4 protein-coding genes and 1 riboswitch are annotated in these 4,901 nt (G+C 70.2%); all 4 genes read right to left on the reverse strand.

The features are described from left to right. Positions 1 to 104: 104 nt before the first annotated feature. Positions 105 to 2,885: an aminomethyl-transferring glycine dehydrogenase gene (gcvP, locus tag ACILQS_RS15560; protein WP_395641036.1), complete on the reverse strand. Its 2,781-nt coding sequence runs from the start codon at positions 2,883 to 2,885 to the stop codon at positions 105 to 107. Then, positions 2,882 to 3,244 carry a glycine cleavage system protein GcvH gene (gene gcvH, locus ACILQS_RS15565; protein ID WP_395641037.1) on the reverse strand — a complete coding sequence of 121 codons (363 nt, stop codon included), beginning with the start codon at positions 3,242 to 3,244 and terminating at the stop codon, positions 2,882 to 2,884. The genes gcvP and gcvH overlap by 4 nt, the downstream gene beginning before the upstream one ends. Next, entirely contained in the window at positions 3,241 to 4,338 is a 1,098-nt protein-coding gene (gcvT, locus tag ACILQS_RS15570; protein WP_395641038.1) for a glycine cleavage system aminomethyltransferase GcvT, read from the reverse strand. Before gcvT ends, gcvH begins: the two co-directional genes overlap by 4 nt. Before the next feature lie 115 nt (positions 4,339 to 4,453). Next, positions 4,454 to 4,546: riboswitch (glycine riboswitch) on the reverse strand. Positions 4,547 to 4,628: 82 nt separating this feature from the next. Then, entirely contained in the window at positions 4,629 to 4,772 is a 144-nt protein-coding gene (locus ACILQS_RS15575; protein WP_395641039.1) for a hypothetical protein, read from the reverse strand. Between the last annotated feature and the right edge of the window lie 129 nt (positions 4,773 to 4,901).

Here is a 4,901-nt window from a genome sequence, read left to right on the forward strand (position 1 = left end):
GCGGGTCGAGTGCCGGGCGCAGCCCGGTGTATCGAGACCGACCGTCGAGTTACCCGGAGCGGTTTCGATACACCCGCTGCGCGGGCACTCGACCCGCGGTGGGGTTACGCGAACGCCTCCACGGGCGGACACGCGCACACGAGGTTGCGATCTCCGTACGCCTGGTCGATCCGCCGCACCGGCGGCCAGTACTTGGCGCGGATCTGACCCGGCGCCGGATACACCGCGAGCTCCCGGGGATACGGGTGCGACCACTCTCCGGTGATGACGGATTCGGCGGTGTGCGGGGCGTTCACCAGCGGGTTGTCGTCGGCCGCCCACTCCCCCGCGGCGAGGGCATCCGCTTCGGCTTTGATGGCGATCATCGCGTCGATGAACCGGTCGATCTCGGCGAGGTCCTCGCTCTCGGTCGGTTCGACCATGAGCGTTCCGGCGACGGGGAACGACATCGTCGGCGCGTGGAAGCCGTAGTCGATGAGCCGCTTGGCGACGTCGTCGACGGTCACGCCGGTCGCGTCGCGCAGCGGGCGCAGGTCGAGGATGCATTCGTGCGCGACGAGCCCGTTGTCGCCGGCGTAGAGCACGGGGTAGTGCTCGCGCAGCCGCGCGGCGATGTAGTTCGCCGAGAGCACCGCGGCGCCGGTGGCCCGGGTGAGTCCGTCGGGTCCCATCATCCGCACGTAGGCCCAGGAGATCGGCAGGATGCTGGGGCTGCCGTGGGGCGCCGCCGACACCGGGTTCGCGTCGCCGCGCGGGAGGTAGGGCGCGAGGTGCGCCTTCGCCGCGACCGGTCCGACGCCGGGGCCGCCGCCGCCGTGCGGGATGCAGAACGTCTTGTGCAGGTTGAGGTGCGAGACGTCTCCGCCGATGTCGCCGAAGCGGGCGTAGCCGAGCAGGGCGTTGAGGTTGGCGCCGTCGATGTAGACCTGCCCGCCCGCGTCGTGCACCGCCTGGGTCACGGCACGGATCTCGTGCTCGTAGACCCCGTGCGTCGACGGGTAGGTGACCATCAGAGCGGCGAGGTCGACGGCGTGCTGGTCGATCTTCGCCCGCAGGTCGGCGAGGTCGACGTTGCCTTCGTCGTCACAGGCGACGACGACGACCTTCATCCCGGCGAGCACCGCGGAGGCGGCGTTCGTGCCGTGAGCCGACGACGGGATGAGGCAGACCGTGCGGCCCGTGTCGCCGTTCGCGAGGTGATAGCCGCGAATCGCCAGCAGCCCGGCGAGTTCACCCTGCGATCCGGCGTTCGGCTGCAGCGAGACCGCGTCGTAGCCGGTCAGTTCGGCGAGCCAGCCTTCGAGCTGCGCGATCAGGTCGCGATAGCCCTCGGTGTCGGCGTCCGGCGCGAACGGGTGGATGTCGGCGAATTCGGGCCAGGTCACGGCGGCCATCTCGGTCGCCGCGTTGAGTTTCATCGTGCAGGAGCCGAGCGGGATCATGCCGCGATCGAGCGCGTAGTCCTTGTCGGCGAGGTGCTTGAGGTAGCGCATCATCGTCGTCTCGGAACGGTGCGCCGAGAAGACCGGATGCTCGAGGTAGCGCGAGGTGCGCACGAGCGACTCGGGAACAGCGACCGAGACCGGCTTGAACCCCAGCTGCACGTCGAGGCCGAACGCGCCCAGCACCGTCTCGACGTCGTGCGCCGTCGTCGTCTCGTCGAGCGATACGGCGACGTGGGAGTCGTCGACGAGGCGCAGCAGGTAGCCCCGCTCCGCGGCCTCGGCCACCACGGCGGCGGCGTCGGGGACCTCGACGACGAGGGTGTCGAAGTACTCGGCGTGCACGACCCGCGAGCCGAGGGCATCCGCCATCAACCGGGTGAGCCGGTTGACCTGGTGCGCGATCTGCTTGAGCCCCGAGGCGCCGTGGTAGACGGCGTACATCGAGGCCATCACGGCGAGCAGCACTTGCGCGGTGCAGATGTTGCTCGTCGCCTTCTCGCGGCGGATGTGCTGCTCCCGCGTCTGCAGCGACAGCCGGTAGGCGGGGTGGTCGGCGGCATCCACCGAGACCCCGACGAGACGCCCGGGCATCTGCCGCTCGAGTCCGGTGCGCACGGCGAGGTACCCGGCGTGCGGTCCGCCGAACCCCATCGGCACGCCGAAGCGCTGGCTCGTGCCGACCGCGACGTCGGCACCGAGTTCGCCCGGGGAGGCGAGCAGGGTGAGCGCGAGGAGGTCGGCGGCGACGACGGCGAGACCCCCGTTGTCGTGCACGGCGGAGATCACCGAACGCGGATCCCACACGCGACCCGACGCCCCGGGGTACTGGATGAAGGCGCCGAAGGCCTCGGGCAGCTCGCCCGTGTAGTCCGAGACCTCGAGCGCGATGCCGAGCGGCTCCGCCCGGTGGGCGAGCAGGCGGAGGGTCTGCGGCAGGGCGTCGGCGTCGACGAGGAAGACGTTCGACGTCGACCCGGAGGCGCGGCGGGCGAGCAGCATCCCCTCGACCACGGCGGTGCCCTCGTCGAGCATCGACGAGTTGGCGGTCGCGAGTCCGGTGAGGTCGGCGACCATCGTCTGGAAGTTGATGAGCGCCTCGAGCCGGCCCTGCGAGATCTCCGGCTGGTAGGGCGTGTATGCGGTGTACCAGGACGGGTTCTCGAGCACGTTGCGCTGGATGACCGCGGGCGTGATGGTGCCCGAATAGCCGAGCCCGATCATGCTGTGCCGCATCCGGTTGCGCCCGGCGAGCACGCGGAGCTCGGCGAGCGCCTCGCGCTCGGAACGGGCTTCGGGTAGCGACAGCGCGGCCGCGGCCCGGATGCCGGACGGGACGGCGGCATCCATCAGGTCGTCGACGGATGAGTAGCCAACGGCCTGCAGCATGATCGCCTGGGTCGCGGCGTCGGTGCCGATGTGGCGCTCGGCGAAGGTGGTCATGCCTGCGTCAGCTCCTCGTACTCGGCGGCGGTGAGCAGCTGGGGCAGCTCGGTGAAGCGCACCTTGATGAGCCAGGCCGCTCCCATCGGGTCGGCATTGACGAGCGCCGGGTCGGCGACGACATCCTCGTTGCGTTCGACGATCTCGCCGTCGACCGGCGCGAACAGCTCCCCCACCGACTTCGTCGACTCGATCTCGCCGACGACGCGGCCAGCGGCGACGCTCACCCCGGCGACGGGTAGGTCGACGTAGACGACGTCCCCGAGCTTGTCGGCGGCGTAGGTCGTGATGCCGACCGTCGCGACATCACCGTCGACGGTGATCCACTCGTGGTCCTTGGTGAAGTGCGTTTCGGTCATGAGCGTGCCTTTCGCGAGTAGAAGGGAAGAGCGACGACACGGGCGGGGATCGCCGTGCCGCGGACATCCAGAGCCAGTTGCGTGCCGATCGCCGACGCGTCGGGCTCGACATACGCCATCGCGATCGGGATGCCGAGGGTCGGCGAGAGCGCGCCGCTGGTGATCTCGCCGATCACCTCCCCGTCGCGCAGCACCGGGTAGCCGGCGCGACCGGCGCGTTTGCCCTCCGCGGCGAGCCCGACGAGCACGCGCGCGCCCGGCGTGCTCGCGTCGGAGAGACGGCCGAGGCCGGCTTCGACGGGACGCGTCTGGCGGGTGAGTTCGTGACCGTAGAGCGGCATCCCGGCTTCGAGCCGCAGGGTGTCGCGGGCGGCGAGGCCGCACGGCACCGCGCCCGCGGCGACGAGATCGTTCCACAGCGCGGGGGCGGCCGAGGCGTCGAGGTAGAGCTCGAAACCGTCCTCGCCGGTGTACCCCGTGCGGGCGACGAGCACCGGCGTCTCGCGATAGCTCGCTTCGACGATGCCGTAGTACGGGATGCCGTCCAACGTGCGCGGTTCAGGAAGGACGAGGTTCTCGAGTCGAGACAGCACCTCGAGCGCACGCGGGCCCTGAACCGCGCACAGCGCCGAGCGCTCGGTCTCGTCGTCGATCGTGACGTCGAAGTCGGTGCGTCGTTCGGCGAACGCCGCCGCGACGACGTCGTGGTTGGCGGCGTTCGCAACCACCCAGAACCGGTGCTCGTCGAGGCGGTAGACGACGAGATCGTCGAGGATGCCGCCCTCCTCTGCCGGTCCTTCACCCTGGGCCAGCAACAGCGAGTACTTGGCCCGGCCGACCGCGATCGCCGAGGCCTTCCCGGCGAGCGCCGCGTCGAGGAATGCCGCGGCGTGCGTGCCGCCGACGAGGAACTCGGCCATGTGGCTCAGGTCGAAGAGCCCGGCGGCCGAGCGCACGGTCTCGTGCTCGGCGAGGTCGGATCCGTAGCGCACGGGCATCTTCCAGCCGGCGAAGTCGGTGAACGACGCGCCCGCGGCGACGTGCACCGCGTCGAGCGGCGAGAGACGGGAGGATTCGGACACGGAGTTCTCCATCGAATAGGCGGCGAGAACTCCCCCTCTGTCATGGTGCCTGAGAGTTTCGCGACCCTACGAGGGGTGCTTTCACCGACGGCGGCCCGGTCGGTTCCCGGGCTCTTTCCAGAGCGGCCTGCGCGATGCGGTACGTGTACCTGAGAGATTGGCGGGGAGGCTTGCTCCTTCGGTGCCCACACGAATTCGTGGGCTCTCCCGCATCGCCTGCGGCCCGATGTTCGATTGTGCGGCCAGCCTAGCCCCGCCGCAGCCTCCGACCTAGCGCGACGCAGACGCGCCGCGGATTCGCCTCAGTCCTCGTCGCGCGTGGTGCGGAAGAAGCGCACAGCCTGCCAGATCAGCACCACGAGCACGACCGCGCCCCCGGCGACGAAGACGACGTTCAGCAGCCAGATGGGCGCACCTTCGGGGACGGGAATCGGAAAGGCGAACATGCGGGCAGCCTAGGCGACGGGCTTCCTCGAGGGCGGGCCTAGGTGTACTCGGCAGTCACGTTGGTGACAGTCGGCTGATCGGTGGGGCTCCGAGGGCGGAGTGGATGCGTCGAGTGTTGTAGTGCTCGA

The sequence above is a fragment of the Pseudolysinimonas sp. genome, from assembly GCF_044239695.1.
In the GTDB taxonomy this organism is placed as follows: Bacteria; Actinomycetota; Actinomycetes; order Actinomycetales; family Microbacteriaceae; genus Pseudolysinimonas_A.